Genomic DNA, 16,698 nt, shown 5'->3' on the forward strand with positions numbered 1-16,698 from the left:
TCCTGCACGTCAGTATCAGCTCCGGTAGTCGCCGTTGATCTCGACATATTCCTTGGTCAGATCGCAAGTATAGACGGTCGCCTTGCCGGCGCCGAGACCGATCTCGACGCGGATGGCGATATCGTCTTCTTTCATCACGGCCGTTGCCGCGGCTTCCGAATAGGACGGGTCACGCTCGCCCTCGACTGCGACACGGACATCGCCGAACCAGATCGCCAGCCGATCGCGATCGGCCATTTCGCCGGACTTGCCGACGGCCATGACGACCCGACCCCAGTTTGCATCTTCACCCGCGACAGCGGTCTTGACGAGAGGAGAATTGGCGATCGACAGCGCGATGCGCTTGGCAGCCTGATCACTTTCGGCGCCTTCGACCGTGACTGCGACCATCTTGCGGGCACCTTCGCCATCGCGCACCACCTGCAAGGCGAGGTCGCGCAGCAGGTCGTTCAACGCGGCGCGAAACCCTTCGAGCGCCGGATCGGCCGCGTCGGTGATCCGCTTCTGGCCATCCTTGCCGGCGGCACCGGTGGCAAACAGCATCAGCGTATCGGAGGTGGAGGTATCGCTGTCGACCGTCACGGAGTTGAAGGTCGGGCCGGTGCCTTCCGACAGCAGCACCTGCAATGCTTCCGACGCGATATCGGCATCGGTAACGACGAAAGAGAGCATGGTCGCCATATCCGGCGCGATCATGCCGGCGCCCTTGGCAATGCCGTTGATGGTGACCGTGACGCTGCCGATTTCGGCGCTGCGGGTGGAAACCTTCGGATAGGTGTCGGTCGTCATAATCGCCTTGGCGGCCTCGAACCAGAAATCGGCCTTCGCCTGACCCGTCATGTCGATCAGAACACCGGCGAATTTCGTCGCGTCGAGCGGTTCACCAATGACACCGGTGGAGGCAAGGAAGACGTCGCCGGTGGAGCAGCCGACGGCTTCCGCCGCGGATTGCGCCGTCAGTTCGGTCGCAGCCTTGCCCTTCTTGCCGGTGAAGGCGTTGGCATTGCCGGAATTGACGACGACGGCGCGGGCAACGCCGCCTGGCAGGTTGTGGCGGCAGAAATCGACCGGGGCCGAGGGGCAGCGCGACCGGGTAAAGACGCCTGCGACCGCGGCCGGCTCATCGAAGACCATCAGCAGCACATCGGTGCGGTTCTTGTACTTGATGCCGGCGGCGGCGGTTGCCATGCGCACACCGCGCACAGGCGGCATGTCTGCGAAGGATTTCGGGGCAAGCGGAGAAACGGAACCGGACATGATCAAACCTGCTCAAACGTGACGGCCCGGCCTGCGGGCCCACAAACGAGATCCCGAAGAGCCTAAAGCCCCCGGGACCTGCGGAATTCGCATTGGATTTACATCAGAAAGACATGACCGCTCAAAGACGAGCGATCACGCCCCGATGTCATCAGTTGGCGGTCTCGGCCTTATTGGCGTCGTCATAGGCCTTCTTGAGCGCCGGATCGGTGATATCGACACCGGTTTCCTTCTTGGCGGTCGTCAGGAGGGCGACATACTTGTCACGCATAACGAGCTGCTTGACCTGCGGCTCGACCTGCTCCAGCGGTGGCGGAGCCTGCTTACGCTTGTCTTCGAGCAGGATGACATGGAAGCCGAACTGGGTCTTCACCGGCGCTTCCGTGTACTTGCCCTTTTCGAGCTTGAAGGCGGCTTCGGAGAATTCAGGAACCATGCGATCCTTGGTGAAATAACCGAGATCGCCGCCGTCGGCCTTGTTCGGGTCGGTCGATTTTTCCTTGGCAAGCGTCGCGAAATCCTTGCCGCCGTCGAGATCCTTGATGATCGCCTTGGCTTCGTCCTCGGTCTTCACCAAGATATGGCGGGCCTTGACCTCTTCCTGCGGCGTGATCTTGGCGATTTCAGCGTCGTAGCGTGCCTTGACCTCCTCGGGCTTCACGGCATCGACGACATGCTTCTTGAAGAAGGCGTTATGCAGTTCGCGGTCGGTCAGGTAGGCGATGCGCTGCTTGAAGGCTGCATCATCCTGCAGTCCTTCCTTGGCGGCATCCTTGGCAAGCAGCTTGACATCGATCAGACCCGAAAGGGCTGCGGCACGCTTCTGATCGTCCGGCAACTGGGCGAGCTGCGGATCGAGACCGATAATGGCGAAGTCGAGTTCCGACTTGTGGATCTCCACGTCGCCGACCTTGGCGATCACCGGATCGGCGGCATCCTGCGCGGTTGCCGGCGCCTGGGCAGCCAGGACAGCGATCAGAGCAACCGCTGCAAGCATCTTGTATTTCAACATCCTCGTACCTTCCACCTGTGGTATCCGGAACCGTGGTCACGGCCGGCCTGAAAAACGTTCCACATCATCAGATTGTGGCCGTTCTGTAGCCTTGGCGCGCCTCAACTCCCGTTGACATAATTCGACCCCCCTCTTATCTGTCACGCAACCTCGCGTCCAGAACAGTTCCGGGCGTTTCATAGTATTTCGCGGAAATTCCCCCGCGTTGGCGACATACAGGAAAGGACCATTCTTATGGTCAGTCTCGGCGGCCTCGCCCGCAAAATTTTCGGGTCATCGAATGACCGGCGTGTGCGCGGCTACAAGGCCAAGGTCGATGCCATCAATGCGTTGGAAGCCGAAACCAAAGCGCTCTCGGATGAAGCGCTGGCCGCAAAGACCGTTGAATTCCGCAAGCAGCTCGCCGATGGCAAGACGCTCGACGACCTTTTGGTTCCGGCCTTTGCCGTTGTTCGCGAAGCCGCTCTCCGCGTTCTCGGTCTGCGTCCATTCGACGTCCAGCTGATCGGCGGCATGATCCTGCACGAGAAGTCGATCGCCGAAATGAAGACCGGTGAAGGCAAGACGCTGGTGGCGACACTGCCGGTCTACCTCAACGCGCTCGCCGGCAAGGGCGTGCATGTCGTCACCGTCAACGACTATCTGGCGACACGTGACTCCGCGACGATGGGCCGCGTCTACGGCTTCCTCGGCATGACCACCGGCGTCATCGTCCACGGCCTGACCGACGACCAGCGCCGGGCGGCCTATGCTTGCGACGTCACCTACGCGACCAACAACGAACTCGGCTTCGACTATCTGCGCGATAACATGAAGTACGAGCGCAGCCAGATGGTCCAGCGCGGTCACTTCTTCGCCATCGTCGACGAAGTGGATTCGATCCTCGTCGACGAAGCGCGCACGCCGCTGATCATCTCCGGCCCGCTCGACGATCGCTCGGAACTCTACAACACGATCGACAGGTTCATTCCGCTCCTGTCTCCGGAAGACTACGAAATCGATGAAAAACAGCGCTCCGCCAACTTCTCCGAGGATGGCACCGAGAAGCTCGAAAACCTGCTGCGTGAAGCGAACCTCTTGAAAGGCGAGACGCTTTACGACGTCGAGAACGTCGCGATCGTCCACCACGTCAACAACGCGCTGAAGGCCCACAAGCTCTTCCAGAAGGACAAGGACTACATCGTCCGCAACGACGAAATCGTCATCATCGACGAATTCACCGGCCGCATGATGCCGGGCCGTCGCTATTCGGAAGGCCAGCACCAGGCGCTGGAAGCCAAGGAAAAGGTCACCATCCAGCCGGAAAACCAGACACTGGCCTCAGTCACCTTCCAGAACTACTTCCGCATGTACAAAAAGCTCGGCGGCATGACCGGTACGGCGTCGACCGAAGCCGAGGAATTCGGCAACATCTACGGCCTCGAAGTCGTGGAAGTGCCGACCAACCTGCCGATCAAGCGCCTCGACGAGGACGACGAGGTCTACCGGACGGCGGAAGAGAAATACAAGGCGATCATCGCCGAGATCAAGGATTCGCAGGAGCGCAAGCAGCCGGTTCTGGTGGGCACGACCTCCATCGAAAAATCCGAACTTCTCGCCGCAATGCTGAAAAAGGAGGGCTTCACCAATTTCCAGGTTCTGAACGCCCGCTACCACGAACAGGAAGCCTACATCGTTTCGCAGGCCGGCGTGCCGGGCGCAGTGACGATCGCCACCAACATGGCCGGCCGCGGTACCGACATCCAGCTCGGCGGCAACCTGGAAATGCGCATCGCAGCCGAACTCGGCGACCTGGAACACGGCCCCGAGCGCGAAGCGAAGGAATTTGCCATCAGGGCCGAGGTGCAGCGTCTGAAGGACATCGCGCTGGCCGCCGGCGGTCTCTACGTGCTGGCAACCGAACGCCATGAAAGCCGCCGTATCGACAACCAGCTGCGCGGCCGCTCCGGTCGCCAGGGCGACCCGGGCCGCTCGAAATTCTTCCTGTCGCTGCAGGACGACCTGATGCGCATCTTCGGCTCGGACCGCATGGATTCGATGCTGCAGAAGCTGGGTCTCAAGGAAGGCGAGGCGATCGTCCATCCCTGGATCAACAAGGCTCTGGAGCGCGCCCAGAAAAAGGTCGAAGCGCGAAACTTCGACACGCGCAAAAACCTTCTGAAATACGACGACGTCCTGAACGACCAGCGCAAGGTGATCTTCGAGCAGCGCCTCGAGATGATGGATGCGACGGACATCTCCGAAACCGTCGCAGACATGCGCCACGAGGTCATCGAGGACATCGTCGCCAAGCGCATTCCGGAAAAAGCCTATGCCGAACAGTGGGATGCCGCCGGGCTGAAGACCGACGTGCAGAATTCGCTCAACCTCGACCTGCCGATCGTCGAATGGGCGGCCGAGGAAGGCATCGACGAGAACGACATTCGCGAGCGCATCACCGCCGAGGTCGACAAGGCCGCCGCTGATCGGGCCGAACGTTTCGGCCCGGATATCATGCTTTATGTCGAACGTTCCGTGGTCCTGCAGACGCTTGATCACCTCTGGCGCGAGCACATCGTCAATCTCGACCATCTCCGCTCGGTCATCGGCTTCCGCGGCTATGCCCAGCGCGATCCGCTGCAGGAATACAAATCCGAAGCCTTCGAGCTGTTCCAGGCGTTGCTGACAAATCTTCGTCAGGCCGTCACCGCACAACTGATGCGCGTCGAACTGGTACGCGAAGCGGCAGAGGCGCCGCAGCCCGCGCCGCCGCAGATGGTCGGCCACCATATCGACCCGCTGACCGGCGAGGACGATTTTGCCGACAGCATCAACCTGAACTTCGTTCCTCCGCAGAACCGCAATCCGCAGGATCCCTCGACGTGGGGCAAGATCGCCCGCAACGAGGCTTGCCCCTGCGGTTCCGGCAAGAAGTACAAGCACTGCCACGGTGCTTTCGAGGCTTGAAAGCCGAGAACTTGATTTTATAAGCGATGTCGCTTATTTCTGGAGTGGCAGGCGGGATTGCAGTCCCGCCTGCCTATTCGCTTATTTTACGAGGTTAACCCGGACGGCAATTGACCAGCCCGCCCGGGTTTTTCGTACCATAAGCGTGATGCTAAATGGTTTTGGCCACATAGATCACCTCCAGTTTCGACAGCAAGGCCATTGCCTCAGCCGGGAAGCCCGACTTCCCAGTTGCACAGGCTGGTTTCACGCACGCTGCTTCTGCCCCCCGAATGCAACCGACAATAGCATATCGATTGTCGTTGTCAGCAGCGCCGCCGCGGTCTTGTTCTCCACCCTTTGTTAACGCTGCTCTGGCAAGACTGGCATCCTGTTTTGCGTAGTTTCGGGTACTCCCTTGTTCATGGCAGCGTGTCAAACGGCTGGACGACTATTGCCGACCACATTGCGGGGCTGGCTGTCGCCGCTGCTTGAAATGCTCGAACCGGTCCTGACGAGCAATGATCCCAAGCACCTTGCCCAGCGCATGGCGCTCGTCGCCTTTGCCATCCGCGTCGTCAGCGCCGCCATAGCCTTCGTTTCGCAGATCATCCTCGCCCGCCTCATGGGCGAGTTCGAATACGGCATCTTCGTCTTCGTCTGGGTGCTGGTGGTGCTGTTCGGCAATCTCTCTTGCCTCGGGTTCCACACGGCGATCATCCGCTTCCTGCCGCAATACCACGCCCGTGACGCGCTGCCGGAAATCCGCGGGCTGACAACGACGGTGCGCATCTTTGCGCTGGTCTCGGCGACAGGGCTCGCGGCCGTCGGCATTGGCGGGCTCTGGCTGTTTGGCGACCGTGTCAACGGCTACTATCTCGTGCCGCTCTATCTCGGCATCTTCACGCTGCCGATGATCGCCCTTGGCGATGTGATGGACGGGACGTCGCGCGCCCATAGCTGGGCGGTTTCGGCACTGAGCCCGACCTATATCGTCCGGCCCCTGCTCATCCTCGGCCTGATGCTGCTTGCCGTGGCAATCGGTGAGGCGCACACCGCGCAGACCGCGATGATCGCCGCCATGGCCGCCACCTATCTCACCAGCGTCACCCAGTTCTTCATTCTGACCTGGCGGCTGCGCAGGCGCTACCTCACAGGGCCGCGCCGGATCGAATTCAGCACCTGGATCCGCGTCGCAGTGCCGATCTTCCTGATCGAGGGGTTCGGCTTCATGCTGACCAATTCCGACGTCGTCATCGTCGGTCTCTATCTCGATCCGGAAAGTGTGGCGATCTACTTTGCCGCGGCGAAGACGATGGCGCTGGTGCATTTCGTCATGTTCTCCGTCAAGGCGGCCGCGGCTCCCCGCTTTTCCGCGGCCATGGCCAGTCCGGATCGCCAGCAACTGGCTGTCATCGCCGTCGAAAGTGCCAAATGGTCCTTCTGGCCGTCGCTCGGCGTCGGCGGCATGGTGCTTGTTTGCGGCACCTTTCTGCTGTCGCTGTTCGGCCCCGCCTTCATCTCCGGCTATCCGCTGATGGCGATCCTGTTTGCAGGCATCATGGCCAAGGCACTGGTCGGCCCGGCCGAAGCCTTTCTTACCATGGCCGGTCGGCAGACACTGTGCGTCGCCCTCTATGCCGGCGCCCTCGTTGCCAATTTGCTGCTCAACGTCACGTTGATCCCGATGTTCGGCCTGACAGGTGCAGCTTTCGCCACGACGGGCGCAATGGTCGTCGAGGCCATCCTTCTTCATGTCGCGGTTCGTCGCACCTTCGGCATCGTTCTCTTCGCCTTCGCCGATCCGCACGCCAGAACCATCAAAGCAGAGGCCAGCAGACCATGACCGGCAACCAGCACATTCCGGACGATGCCAACAGCCGGTCGGCGCGCATTCTCGGCGGCCTGGTGCCGCCAACGCCCGATCGTCCGATCGCCGAAAACACCATCGCCATCGGCCGCCCCGGCAGGCAGCTCTGCCTCTATCCGGCGCGCCAGGGCTATGAGCTTCAGACGGAACTCGATTTCCTCTCCAACCGGGCGATGGAGCCGAATGTCTTCTTTACCGGCCGCTTCCTCGCGCCCGCCATGCCGCGCCTGGAAGACCGCATCATCCGCCTGGCGCTGATCCGCGACAATGACGAGCGTCGCAGCCGCATCCGCTTCCTGATGCCGTTCTCGATCGAGAAGCCGGGCTTCTCGATCGGCGCGCCGATCATCCGCGCCTGGTCCAATCCGTTCGGGCCGCTCGGTGTGCCGCTGCTCGATGCCGAAGAGGCGGCGGAAACCATCGACAATCTTTATGAGGCCTTGGCCAGCCCTTCAGCTGGCCTGCCCGGCGTGCTCGTGCTTCCCGATGTCCGCCTGAAGGGCAAGTTCGCCCAGCTCGCCCGCGCCGTCGCCATCGGCCGCAACCTTCCGTTGACTGAAACCGACACCTTTACCCGGCCGATGCTGGAAAGCCTGCAGGACGGGCAGACCTATCTGCGGCACGCGATCCGCCCGGCGCATTTCCGCGAGCTGCGCCGGCAGTGGAATCACCTGGAAGCACTCGGCAGCGTTTCCTACAGTGTCGCCCGCCAGCCAGCCGATATCCGCCTGCGCATGGAGGAGTTCCTGGCGCTGGAAGCGAGCGGCTGGAAGGGCAGCCAGGGCACGGCCATGGTGCTCGACCGCTACCGCGCCGCCTTTGCCCGCGAGGCGATCACCAACCTGGCCGAAGCCGATAGCGTGCGCATCCACACGCTCGACCTCGACGGGGCTGCAATCGCCTCGATGATCGTCTTCATGATGGCCGGCGAGGCCTATACCTGGAAGACGGCCTATGATGAGCGCTATGCGAAATATTCGCCCGGCAAGCTGCTGATGGCCGAACTGACCGAATGGCATCTCGACGACGCCAACATCACGCGTTCGGACAGCTGCGCAACGCCCGATCATCCGGTGATGAGCCGCTTCTGGGAGGAACGGGAGGAGATGGGTACGCTGGTGATCGGCCTTGCCCAGAACCGCGACCGCGATGTGCGCCAGGTCGCAGCCCAGCTCCATCTCTATCGCAACACCCGCAACATGGCGCGGCTGCTGCGCGACAAGATCAGGTCGCTGGCCCCTCGGCGTTCGAAATAGTCACGCTTCCGCAGTCGCCCGGTCGCGCAGGATGCGGCGGATGACTTTGCCGGAGGTGGTCAGCGGCAGGCTATCGAGGAATTCGATCTCACGCGGATATTCGTGCATCGACAGCCGTGTCTTGACCCAATCGCGGATATCGGCGGCAAGCTCCGCGCTTGCCGCATGCCCGGGCTTCAGCACCACGTAGGCCTTGACGATTTCGGTACGCACCGGGTCGGGCTTGCCGATCGCGGCTGCGAGCTGGACGGCCGGGTGGCCGGCCAGGCAGTCCTCGATCTCACCGGGACCGATACGATAGCCAGACGAGGTGATAACATCGTCGTCGCGCCCGAAGAAGGTGATGTAGCCCTCCTCGTCCTGGACGCCCTGGTCGCCGGTCGTCATCCAGTCGCCGATGAATTTTTGAGCCGTCGCCGCGTCGTTGCGCCAATAACCGAGGAACATCACCGGATCGGGCCGGCGCACCGCAACCTGACCGACGGTGCCGGCGGGAAGCTCCCTGCCCTCCGCGTCGATGATCGCAACGTCATGGCCCGGCGCCGCCTTGCCCATCGAGCCGGGTTTGAGCACGCCGAGATTGGCAGCCGACGACAGGACGATATTGCATTCGGTCTGACCGTAGAACTCGTTGACCGGCACGCCGAAAGCGTCGCTCGCCTGCTGCCAGGTTTCGCGCCCGAGCGATTCCCCGGCTGAGCCGATGGTGCGCAGGTTGAGCCTGTAGAGAGAGCGGGGATTTTCGACCGCCTTCATCAGCCGCAAGGCCGTCGGCGGGATGAAGACGTTACGAACGTCCATCTCCTCCAGAATGCGGAAGGCCATGTGCGGATCGAACTTCTGGCCGGGCGACGACACGACGGGAACACCAAGCAGAAGCGACGGCAGCAGCGCATTCAAGAGCCCGCCTGCCCAGGCCCAGTCGGCCGGCGTCCACATCCGGTCGCCCGGCTGCGGCAGGAAAGCGTGATGGAACTGGAAGCCGGGGATATGGCCAAGCAGAACACGATGGCCATGCAGCGCGCCCTTCGGCGGCCCGGTCGTGCCGGAAGTGTAGATCATCATCGCCGGATCGTCCGGCGTCGTGTCGGCAGCGACGAAAACCGGTGCATGACCTTCCGCCAGCGCGGCAAAGGCGATGGTTTCCGGCGCGTTGGCATCGACAAGCACGACGCTTTTCAGGTCCGGAAGGCGCGGGCGGATGGCCGCGATCTTTTCCAGGCCGAAGCGATTGGTGACGATGGCGGCTGCACCTGCATCGCGCAACCGGTATTCGAGCGCCTCGACCCCGAACAGCAGCGCCAGCGGCAGGGCGATTGCGCCGAGCTTGTAGATACCGGCATGGGCGATGGCCGTTTCGAAGCTTTGCGGCAAAAGGATCGCGACGCGGTCTCCCGGCACGATGCCCTCAGCCTGAAGCCCATGGGCGAATGAGGATGACCGCGCAGCAAAGGCGCCGTAGGTCAGCGACGCGTGCGCCCCGTCGGGACTGAAATGCTGCAGACAGACGCGCTCCGGCTCACGCTGTGCCCAGACATCGCTGACGGCGGTGCCGATATTGAATTTTTCCGGAATCTGCCAACGGAAGTCCCGCCGCAGGTTCTCATAGGTATCGCTGATCGGAAGCATGAGCCCGCCGGAAGATGTGTTGTTGCGACGCACCTAACACTTCTGTGGGAGGGACTTCAACTCTGGACGTAGCGCCGGCGCTAGGTGTGCGACTTTACCGCGATAATATTATGAAATACTAATTTAGGAAAATTATCTAAGTTTTGGCGGGAGGATATTTACGTGGCTACTTTCACATCGTTTTTCCCAGGTGGAATATATCCGGATCATTATAGCCCCCCGCTGCCGGGTTTCGACTACATGCCATTTTTCGAGGAAATTGTTAACGCCAATGATGCAGTCCGGGGCACGACGACATCGACGGCCATCCACTACGACCTTTCGAACGGATTGAAACTGAAACTGATCGGCACCGGCTTCGCGTTTGATTCCAGCGGTGAGCCAACCGGCGGGACGATTACTGCCATCGCGGTCTACCTCAACGACGGCACCACGAGGATGCAGGTGCTGACGGGATTGAATATCCTGCTCAAGACGTTCTCCGATGCCGTCGATGTCTCCACCCCGCATGAGATCGCGCAATTCCTGATGAGTGGAAACGACACCCTGAAAGGCAGCGCCGGCGAGCAGGACCTGAACGGATATGGCGGCAACGACAAGTTCATCGGCGGCTCTGGCAACGACTTCGTGCACGGCGGCGAAGGCAAGGACACCTATGACGGCAATGGCGGCAGTTTCGACACTCTCAATTTCGATGACGCCTATTGGACACCGTCGGCATTTCGCGGCATCAATCTGGATGCAAGCACCGGAAAAGTCATCGACCCGTGGGGTAACACCGAGACGTTCACGCAGTTCGAACAGTTTCGCGGAACCCAGTTCGCCGATATCTTCAAAGGCTCCGGCGTCAGCGAAGTCTTCATGGGGCTCGGCGGGAGCGATAAGATCAACGGCGGCGGCGGTTCCGATACGGTGCTGTATCATCGCGACGACCGGCGCGGCGGCACAGGCGGCGTAACCGTAAATCTTCAGACGGGCAAGGCGATCGACGGCTTCGGAAAAATCGACACGCTGACCAGCATCGAAAGCGCACGCACCGGCAATGCGGCAGACAAGCTGACAGGCAATTCGGCGGCGAACTTCTTGAGATCAGGCGAAGGAAATGATTTTCTCGCCGGTGGATTGGGCAACGATCTCTTGCGCGGCGAAGGCGGCAAGGACACCTTTTTCTTCAATACCAAGCTCAACAAATTTACCAATGTCGATTTGATCCAGGATTTTAACGTCGTCGACGACACGATACGCCTCGAGAATGCGATCTTCACGGAAATAACTGGCACCCGGACGCTGACATCGGCGCAATTTTACAAAAGCGCGGCGGGCGTCGCTCATGACGGGTCTGACCACATCATCTATGAGACCGATACCGGAAAACTGTTCTACGACAGCAATGGCAATGCCGCCGGAGGCTCCGTGCATTTTGCGACGATCAGCACGAACCTTGCCCTGACGGCCGCCGACTTCTTCATCGTTTGACGATCACACACGCGGTCCTCGCGCCCGAAAGCTGAATGCACTGCCGACATGGTACGTTCGGCCGCGCTGATGCGATATACCGTCAGCGCTTTAGAGCCGTCCTACGAAGCGAAGACCACCTCGCGGCCGTGCCGATCGCTCAGCGCCTCGAGAATTTCATCCTGCGTCGTGTAGCCTGCAAAGAACAGGTCGATGACCGCGCCAGCGGCACTGACGCCCTCCTGGCTGCGCAGGTGAATGCTTCGTTCCGCACACCAGGAGAACAGGGCACCGGAAAGCGCTTCAACATCATCGAAAACCACGCCGGACGTAGCAGACTGGGACATGTTCGATCTCCATGTGCCGATTGGGGACTGATTTGCCTCAGACTGAGCATCCATAAGACGTTTTGCAATAACGATGCAGAGTGGCGGTTAACAGCCTGCTGGACCTGTGTTGAATTGGGGCAATTGGCTCAGAGTATCCACTGCGTGCACGCCTACTGATTGTATTTAGGCTAAGCAAGTTGCGCCTTGCGCGCACCAAGCGAACGCCGCTTTCCCCACGCGATTCCGTAGACGCCGCAAGGCACCTACCTTCCATGCCGCCTCATTCCCCCATATCCGGGATGTAGAGGCACTTGGTTCGCCCCTTGGGGCCAAAATCGTTGAAGGCGGCACACCGATGGAACTGGCCATCGGGAGACCGCTTGAGGGGCCAGGTATTGTAAGTGATGACCTCGCCGGTCGCCCGCACGAGCCATCCGTTCTCGGTTGGCTTGACGTCACTTGCCGGTATCGGCCTGCAATCGCGCCCCGCGCAGCAAGCGACTTCATAGATGTCATGCGACCACGCCGGGATACTCAGGCAAAGCGAAACGAAGAGTGTCAATATCCTACCCACTGGAATCCTCCTGTCGTGCTCCACGGTCCGGTGGTTCCTCCGCGGCCCAATCCTTTCATCGTGGACAGGACCTCGTGGCTGGGCTGAGTTTCGCACCAAACCCATCGAAGAGGCAACGCACGGGGATTCCGGTTTATCGATCGGCATGTTGACGGCCACGACTCTCGAAAAAGGGCACGTCAAGAACGCTTTGGCTGTAAAAGCCGAACCTATTCGATCAAGGTAAAGCGCGGCGAACGCGGCGTGCATCCGTCGCGGGAGTTGTTGATAACCCTAAAGCGGTAGTTCTTACGACCTCTGCAGCGTTGTTTACTGCAACCGAGAGATGGTAAGCTATGCCTGTCGGCTTCGCGCCATAGGGGCCAGTGCTTCGGTTCGTGTTTCCGCGCTGGCCCCGCCCAATTCAATCGACTGGAACTCGATAACAAACAATTGCTGGCTCGATCGGGCTGGCGTTCCTGCAACGCGCCAGGACGCCTTGCAGCGACGTGCACGACGCCAAGCCTCATCCTATGCGCGGGCACCCTTCGCGATTTGCAAGGCGCAGTTTCGTATATTCACCACGCCGGCCGATACCATCAATGACGATCTGCCGGCGTCCCATGGACATTATCGCAGGATCACGCATACCGAGCCTGTAGGCACGGCGGATAGCTTGCCGTTCGCTGCAGCCGCCTCGCCATTCATGGTCCCTTCGATATTGATCTCGGAATTCCAAATCGGGGCCGCCCGGTCCAATGTACAAGTCCATCGACTGTGCCAATGGAGCAGATGGGAGCGCGGTCAAGGCACCGGCAACAATCAACGCCGCAGCGAGAAGCTTATCAACCACACTTTTCATGTCTGCCTCCAGCATTCGATCTTTCTCTCAGTGAGACATAACTACTAACGGAATCGTGAAAAATAGGTTCCGAAAACGGTGATTGACTCTCAAGGAGAACATAATAAGAACATGCACGGCGATGCGGCCGCCAATTTGAAAATCTGTCCACAGGATATCCACTGTCTCTGCACAGGGGATAGGAGAAGCCGTGCCGACGATCGATGCCATTGCGCATGACATTCAATATTCCGAGCCGGCCGATGCGATTGCCGCAGCGCTGGCGTTTCATAACGGCGATGTTCGCGTCACGATCGGCATGCTGATCGAGGACTGCCGTCATTTGCGCGAGCAACTGGCATTGACCCGGATTGCCATGAGCATCGGCTTTACCCGCGGCTGGACGCCGAGCTTCGAACGAGACGCCATTACGCGGCAGGATTGAAGCATAGAGCGGTCACCAGACCGCGGCGCTGGGCGTGCACCGGCCCGGCCGACGATCGGGCGACGCACCACCCCGCAAACTAACACGCGGGGTGGGTCAGGTCGCGCCGCATTCACGGGTGAGTATTAGCACCTTCTGAAATCAATGACTGCAGCGATTCTGCCACACTGGGATGCCTACGTTTTGGAAAACGAACACGACTGACATCGACCGACATGTCGACGGTTGGCAAAACGGCGAGAAACCAAACAAAATCGGGGATTGAAAAGTGTGCTGGTGCCCCATGCCGGAATCGAACCAGCACTCCTTTCGGAACTCGATTTTGAGTCGAGCGCGTCTACCAGTTCCGCCAATGGGGCACGGATACCTTTCGAGGTAGCAAAATGCGTGTACACGAAGCCTTTCGGGCCGGTCAACCGGGATTTTGACGATCGGGGCGGACGGAATCACAAAACTGTGCGCTTCGCACCTGCAGCAAATCATTTACAGCCCCGGCAATCCTGCCTAAAAGACTTCGAGATTAACTGGAAAGCCCGCATGCTCCGTAGCCTTTACGACTGGACAATGTCGCTCGCCGCCCGGAAATCCGCTGAAGTCTGGCTGGCCGTCATCGCCTTCGTCGAGAGTTCCATCTTCCTCGTTCCCGCCGATGTCCTGTTCCTGCCGATGGCACTGGCCCGGCCGGAGCGCGCCTGGCGCTATGCGCTTGTTGCGACGGTGGCATCGGTGCTCGGCGGCATCGCCGGCTGGTATATCGGCCACTACGCCTTCGAGACGCTGGCAAGGCCCATCCTGCAATTCTACGGCAAGCTGGACGCCTTCGAGCAATTGAAGGCATCGGTCGGCTACGAGACGCTGGTGCTGCTTTTGGTGACCTCGGGCCTTGCGCATCTGCCGCCGATCAAGGTGGTGACCATCCTTTCCGGTGCGGCCAACATTAACCTCGGCCTGTTCATCATTTCGGCGATCATCGCCCGCGGCGCGCGTTTCTTCGTGCTCGCCTGGCTGCTGCGCCGCTATGGCGAGGAAATCCGCCATTTCATCGAAAAACGGCTTGGCATGCTGGCGGCGGCCGTTGCCGGCCTGCTGATCGCCATGTTTGCGGCCTATCGTTTCCTTGCCTGATACGCCTGATGGAGCCTTCCTTGAGCGATAGCCTGACACAGCCTTCCCGCGGCCTTTCTCCCTCGCTCGTCGCCACGCTCGGCATGGCGGCGACCGTCGGCGGGGCGCTCGCGTTCGAACATATCGGCGGCTATATCCCCTGCGCGCTCTGCCTGATGCAGCGCACACCCTATTACTGGGGCATCCCGATCGGCATCCTCGCCGTCGTGACCTCCGTGCTGAAACTGCCGACCTGGCTGACGCGGTCGTTGCTCGCGATCATCGGCGCTCTGATGCTGGTCGGCGCCGGGCTCGGCGTCTATCACGCCGGTGTCGAGTGGCATTTCTGGGAAGGCCCGGCGACCTGCGCAACCTCGGCATCGGGCGTGTCGACCAATGTCGGCGACCTGCTCGGCGATCTCGACAGCAAGCACGGCCCCTCCTGCACGGATGCAGCCCTGCGCGTTCTCGGGCTTTCCTTTGCGGGATGGAACGTCATCGCCAGCCTGATCCTGGCTGCCATCGCGCTGCGGGGCGCGGCGAAGGCGTAACCTGCATCGGCGGCGGCTTGCGCCGCCGCTCTTGCGGTCAATGGCCGTGGCGCAAGGCCATCAGGGCTGCAGTTCAACATCCCAGTAGAGATAGTCCATCCAGCTGTCATGCAGATGGTTCGGCGGGAAGAGCCGGCCGTTGTTGTGCAGGTCCTGCACCGTCGGGTGGAACGGCTTCTGATGCGGGAACATGCCCGCCTGGCGCGGCAGCTTGCCGCCCTTGCGCAGATTGCAGGGCGAACAGGCGGCAACGACATTTTCCCACGTGGTCTGGCCGCCGCAGCAGCGCGGGATCACGTGATCGAAGGTCAGGTCATCCGGCGAGCCGCAATACTGGCACTCGAACCGGTCGCGCAGGAAGACGTTGAACCGGGTGAAGGCCGGATGGCGCGACGGCTGCACATAGCTTTTCAAGCATACGACGCTCGGCAGGCGCATGGAGAAGCTGGGCGAGGAAACCTGGTGGTCGTATTCTGCGAGGATATGCACACGGTCTAGAAAAACGGCCTTGATCGCGTCCTGCCAGGACCAGAGCGACAAGGGGTAGTAACTCAGCGGCCTGTAGTCAGCGTTCAGCACGAGCGCTGGAAGGCCGTGTGGTGAGACTGCAATCGTCAAGCCAGTATACTCCTGCTCGATTCGGCACCTGCACCTTCTATATTAGGCGCGTTGCGTCAGGATTGTGAAGCCAAAAGGAAAAAGGAAACAAAAGATTCGCTTTTTGCCTTACGGCGCCACCGGCAGCCCGTCCCGGCGCATTTCGGTGGCATAATACGCCCAGAAAAGCCGGGCGGCTACGCTGCGCCACGGCGCCCAGAGCTCCGTCAGCGAATCAAGCTCCCGCGCCGAGGGCCTGACCTCCAGCGTCAGCGCATGGCCGACGGCATTCTGCAGCGCCACGTCGCCGACCGGAAAGACGTCGGGATGACCGGCGCAGAACAAGAGATAGACTTCGGCCGTCCAGCGGCCGACACCCTTGATCGAGGTCATTTCGCGGATGGCGGCGCTGCCTTCGGTCGAGCAGATCGCCTCGAGATCGAGTTCCTTGAGGGTGACGGCCTTTGCCACGGCGCGCAGGGCCTCGGCCTTGGCGCGCGACAGTCCGAGCTCGCGGCAATCCTCGTCGGACGCGGCAAGAACCGCCTCGGCCGAGATCTCGCCCAGCTTCTCTTCCATGCGCCGCCAGATCGCCGCAGCGCTGGCTTTGGATACCATCTGGGAGACGATGATATTGGCGATGCCGCGATAGCCGGGATCGGCGCGGCGCAGCGGCACCGGTCCCGCCTTGGCGACCACCGGCTCCAGCCGCGCATCAAGCATCACCAGCCCCTGCAACCCGGCGGCGATATCCTCGTGCGTGCGGATGATCCGCATCTCCAATCCTCCAACGCAAAGCGGGCGTTCACGCGATTCGCCACCACAACAGGCGTGAAACGAATGGCCCGGCGCGTTCATCCATGGCAAGAAGAAA

General features: G+C 61.0%; 14 protein-coding genes and 1 tRNA gene. 7 read left to right on the forward strand and 8 right to left on the reverse strand.

Annotated features, from left to right (window positions below):
* Window positions 1-15: 15 nt before the first annotated feature.
* Window positions 16-1,257: a bifunctional glutamate N-acetyltransferase/amino-acid acetyltransferase ArgJ gene (argJ, locus tag WI754_RS00420; protein ID WP_349435598.1), complete on the reverse strand. Its 1,242-nt coding sequence runs from the start codon at window positions 1,255-1,257 to the stop codon at window positions 16-18.
* A gap of 151 nt (window positions 1,258-1,408) precedes the next feature.
* Window positions 1,409-2,269, reverse strand: a complete 861-nt coding sequence (locus tag WI754_RS00425) for a peptidylprolyl isomerase (RefSeq protein WP_349435599.1) — start codon at window positions 2,267-2,269, stop codon at window positions 1,409-1,411.
* Window positions 2,270-2,503: 234 nt separating this feature from the next.
* Between WI754_RS00425 and secA the strand changes: the two genes are divergently transcribed.
* The 3 genes from secA (at window position 2,504) to WI754_RS00440 (ending at window position 8,320) form a co-directional block, all read left to right on the forward strand.
* A complete protein-coding gene (gene secA / locus WI754_RS00430; RefSeq protein ID WP_349435600.1) occupies window positions 2,504-5,215 on the forward strand; it encodes a preprotein translocase subunit SecA in 2,712 nt (903 codons plus the stop codon).
* Window positions 5,216-5,618: 403 nt separating this feature from the next.
* Window positions 5,619-7,040 (forward strand): lipopolysaccharide biosynthesis protein, encoded by a 1,422-nt coding sequence (locus WI754_RS00435; protein ID WP_349435601.1) that lies wholly within the window; start codon window positions 5,619-5,621, stop codon window positions 7,038-7,040.
* Window positions 7,037-8,320, forward strand: a complete 1,284-nt coding sequence (locus WI754_RS00440) for a GNAT family N-acetyltransferase (protein WP_349435603.1) — start codon at window positions 7,037-7,039, stop codon at window positions 8,318-8,320. Before WI754_RS00435 ends, WI754_RS00440 begins: the two co-directional genes overlap by 4 nt.
* Here WI754_RS00440 and WI754_RS00445 read toward each other — a convergent pair whose 3' ends face one another.
* Entirely contained in the window at window positions 8,321-9,949 is a 1,629-nt protein-coding gene (locus tag WI754_RS00445) for an AMP-binding protein (protein WP_349435604.1), read from the reverse strand.
* 162 nt (window positions 9,950-10,111) lie between these two features.
* Between WI754_RS00445 and WI754_RS00450 the strand changes: the two genes are divergently transcribed.
* A complete protein-coding gene (locus tag WI754_RS00450; RefSeq protein WP_349435606.1) occupies window positions 10,112-11,425 on the forward strand; it encodes a calcium-binding protein in 1,314 nt (437 codons plus the stop codon).
* A 101-nt stretch (window positions 11,426-11,526) separates the two neighbouring features.
* Here the strand turns inward: WI754_RS00450 and WI754_RS00455 are convergent, their stop codons facing one another.
* Both WI754_RS00455 and WI754_RS00460 read right to left on the reverse strand, forming a co-directional pair.
* A complete protein-coding gene (locus WI754_RS00455) occupies window positions 11,527-11,751 on the reverse strand; it encodes a hypothetical protein (RefSeq protein WP_349435608.1) in 225 nt (74 codons plus the stop codon).
* Between the two features lie 1,061 nt (window positions 11,752-12,812).
* On the reverse strand, window positions 12,813-13,148 hold the full coding sequence (locus WI754_RS00460; protein WP_349435609.1) for a hypothetical protein: 336 nt from the start codon (window positions 13,146-13,148) through the stop codon (window positions 12,813-12,815).
* Between the two features lie 190 nt (window positions 13,149-13,338).
* On the opposite strand from WI754_RS00460, the gene WI754_RS00465 reads away from it, so the two are divergent.
* Window positions 13,339-13,572, forward strand: a complete 234-nt coding sequence (locus WI754_RS00465) for a hypothetical protein (RefSeq protein ID WP_349435611.1) — start codon at window positions 13,339-13,341, stop codon at window positions 13,570-13,572.
* A 274-nt stretch (window positions 13,573-13,846) separates the two neighbouring features.
* Here the strand turns inward: WI754_RS00465 and WI754_RS00470 are convergent.
* A tRNA-Leu gene (locus WI754_RS00470) sits at window positions 13,847-13,931 on the reverse strand.
* A 178-nt stretch (window positions 13,932-14,109) separates the two neighbouring features.
* Between WI754_RS00470 and WI754_RS00475 the strand changes: the two genes are divergently transcribed.
* Window positions 14,110-14,697 (forward strand): YqaA family protein, encoded by a 588-nt coding sequence (locus tag WI754_RS00475; RefSeq protein WP_349435612.1) that lies wholly within the window; start codon window positions 14,110-14,112, stop codon window positions 14,695-14,697.
* Between the two features lie 8 nt (window positions 14,698-14,705).
* On the forward strand, window positions 14,706-15,227 hold the full coding sequence (locus WI754_RS00480; RefSeq protein WP_349435614.1) for a disulfide bond formation protein B: 522 nt from the start codon (window positions 14,706-14,708) through the stop codon (window positions 15,225-15,227).
* 60 nt (window positions 15,228-15,287) lie between these two features.
* Here WI754_RS00480 and WI754_RS00485 read toward each other — a convergent pair whose 3' ends face one another.
* Complete coding sequence (locus WI754_RS00485) at window positions 15,288-15,845, reverse strand: HNH endonuclease (protein WP_037125657.1); 558 nt, start codon at window positions 15,843-15,845, stop codon at window positions 15,288-15,290.
* A 108-nt stretch (window positions 15,846-15,953) separates the two neighbouring features.
* Complete coding sequence (locus WI754_RS00490) at window positions 15,954-16,601, reverse strand: DNA-3-methyladenine glycosylase (protein WP_349435616.1); 648 nt, start codon at window positions 16,599-16,601, stop codon at window positions 15,954-15,956.
* Window positions 16,602-16,698 lie beyond the last annotated feature (97 nt).

The organism is Pararhizobium sp. A13, from assembly GCF_040126305.1.
GTDB lineage: Bacteria > Pseudomonadota > Alphaproteobacteria > Rhizobiales > Rhizobiaceae > Pararhizobium.

What these genes read in the sequence shown, in the direction of transcription:
- WI754_RS00475 (WP_349435612.1), top strand. Translation starts at nt 14,110, where the DNA reads ATGCTCCGTAGCCTTTACGACTGGACAATGTCGCTCGCCGCCCGGAAA.
- WI754_RS00480 (WP_349435614.1), top strand. Translation starts at nt 14,706, where the DNA reads ATGGAGCCTTCCTTGAGCGATAGCCTGACACAGCCTTCCCGCGGCCTT.
- WI754_RS00445 (WP_349435604.1), bottom strand. Translation starts at nt 9,949, where the DNA reads ATGCTTCCGATCAGCGATACCTATGAGAACCTGCGGCGGGACTTCCGT.
- WI754_RS00435 (WP_349435601.1), top strand. Translation starts at nt 5,619, where the DNA reads ATGGCAGCGTGTCAAACGGCTGGACGACTATTGCCGACCACATTGCGG.
- secA (WP_349435600.1), top strand. Translation starts at nt 2,504, where the DNA reads ATGGTCAGTCTCGGCGGCCTCGCCCGCAAAATTTTCGGGTCATCGAAT.
- WI754_RS00455 (WP_349435608.1), bottom strand. Translation starts at nt 11,751, where the DNA reads ATGTCCCAGTCTGCTACGTCCGGCGTGGTTTTCGATGATGTTGAAGCG.
- WI754_RS00440 (WP_349435603.1), top strand. Translation starts at nt 7,037, where the DNA reads ATGACCGGCAACCAGCACATTCCGGACGATGCCAACAGCCGGTCGGCG.
- argJ (WP_349435598.1), bottom strand. Translation starts at nt 1,257, where the DNA reads ATGTCCGGTTCCGTTTCTCCGCTTGCCCCGAAATCCTTCGCAGACATG.
- WI754_RS00425 (WP_349435599.1), bottom strand. Translation starts at nt 2,269, where the DNA reads ATGTTGAAATACAAGATGCTTGCAGCGGTTGCTCTGATCGCTGTCCTG.
- WI754_RS00490 (WP_349435616.1), bottom strand. Translation starts at nt 16,601, where the DNA reads ATGCGGATCATCCGCACGCACGAGGATATCGCCGCCGGGTTGCAGGGG.
- WI754_RS00460 (WP_349435609.1), bottom strand. Translation starts at nt 13,148, where the DNA reads ATGAAAAGTGTGGTTGATAAGCTTCTCGCTGCGGCGTTGATTGTTGCC.